General features: G+C 70.2%; 1 protein-coding gene and 1 pseudogene. Both read right to left on the bottom strand.

Features of this window, described 5'->3' with window-relative positions; genetic code table 11:
• Positions 1-350 (bottom strand): annotated as a pseudogene (locus G3N93_RS40425) (MFS transporter); the annotation flags it as partial.
• A gap of 216 nt (positions 351-566) precedes the next feature.
• Positions 567-1,303: helix-turn-helix transcriptional regulator (locus G3N93_RS40420; protein ID WP_206135569.1), on the bottom strand; the 737-nt coding region annotated here is incomplete at its 5' end.

Raw genomic sequence — 1,303 nt, 5'->3', positions numbered from 1 at the left:
CTCGCGGTCGCGATCAGGCCCGCGCTGCCGCCTGTCCACAGGCGCGCCGTGCAGCCGGCCGCGATCAGCGCCAGCGCGACGGTCAATGCGCGCTGTTCGCCAAAGCGCCGCGCGAGCCCGACTCCGACCCCGGCGACGACACCCATCAGCACGAACGGCAGCGTGGTCAGCAGCGCGGCCGCACGAAAGCCGAGGCCCGTGTCGGCGCGCACGACGTCGAGCACGGGGCCGAATGCGGTCAGGAACGGTCGCAGGTTGAGGCCGGCCAGCACCAGCAGCGCGAGCGCGCCATAGGACACGGAAGCCGTATGCGGGCGGTGGACGGCTTGCGCGGTGCCGGGGTCGGACATCGGGATGCTCCAGGGAGGGGGCCGGTGGCCCTGTGATGCGATGCCGAAAGGGTAAGCGCGCGCTACGCCAGGTGAAAATTAAATATTCGACTGGGAATCAGTGTGGAATGCGATGGGTTTGCGCGGAGCGATGGGGCCGGATGGGCGCGGCTGGCGAAGGCGGGCGATACGGTGCGACGGCGCTTTTATCTGACGAGTCAGGCGAAACGCGCGCCGTCAAGCGACGGGCATCTGTTCGGCCAGCGCTTGCTTTCGCGCGGCCACCAGCGTCCGGACGAGCGCGCGATCGGTTGCCGTTTCCGGCGTAAAGATCACGAGCGTCTGGTCGGGCCGGCCGCTCACCGCGAACGCCGAGTATTCGAGCGCGATTCGCCCGACGACAGGATGGTGGAGCTCCTTGGTCCCTTCCTCGTGCGAGCGGATATCGTGGTCGCGCCACAGCGCGTCGAACTCGGCGCTCGTCGCGCGCATCTCGTCGACGAACGCCTGCACGGCCTGCGTCGCGCCGCCGCGCGCGACGTCGGCGCGAAACGCGCCCACTGCGAACCGCGCGACGCGCTCCCAGTTCGCCTGTACGCCGCGCACGTGCGGATCGACGAAGATCAGCCGCAGGATGTTGCGCCGTTCCGGCGACAGCGTCGTGTAGTCGGTCAGCGTCGCGGCCGCCGCGTCGTTCCACGCGACGACGTCCCACGTCGCCGAGCGCACGATCGCGGGGCTCGCGTCGAGCGAATCGAGCACGTGCTGCACGCGCGGCGACACAGGGTCGGCAGCGTGATAGCGCACTTCCGGCAGATGGCCGACGCCGATCAGGAACAGATGTTCGCGCTCGGCGTCGTTCAGCAGCAGCGCGCGGGCGAGCCGGTCGAGCACGTCGGCCGACGGCGCACCGCCGCGCCCCTGTTCGAGCCACGTGTACCACGCGGCGCTCACGTGCGCGCGCTGAGCGACTT

Origin of the sequence: Burkholderia sp. Se-20378, from assembly GCF_017104665.1 — a bacterium.
Lineage (GTDB): Bacteria > Pseudomonadota > Gammaproteobacteria > Burkholderiales > Burkholderiaceae > Burkholderia > Burkholderia lata.
Note: the sequence above shows the minus strand (reverse complement) of the source record. Positions and strands in the feature narration are given on the sequence as shown.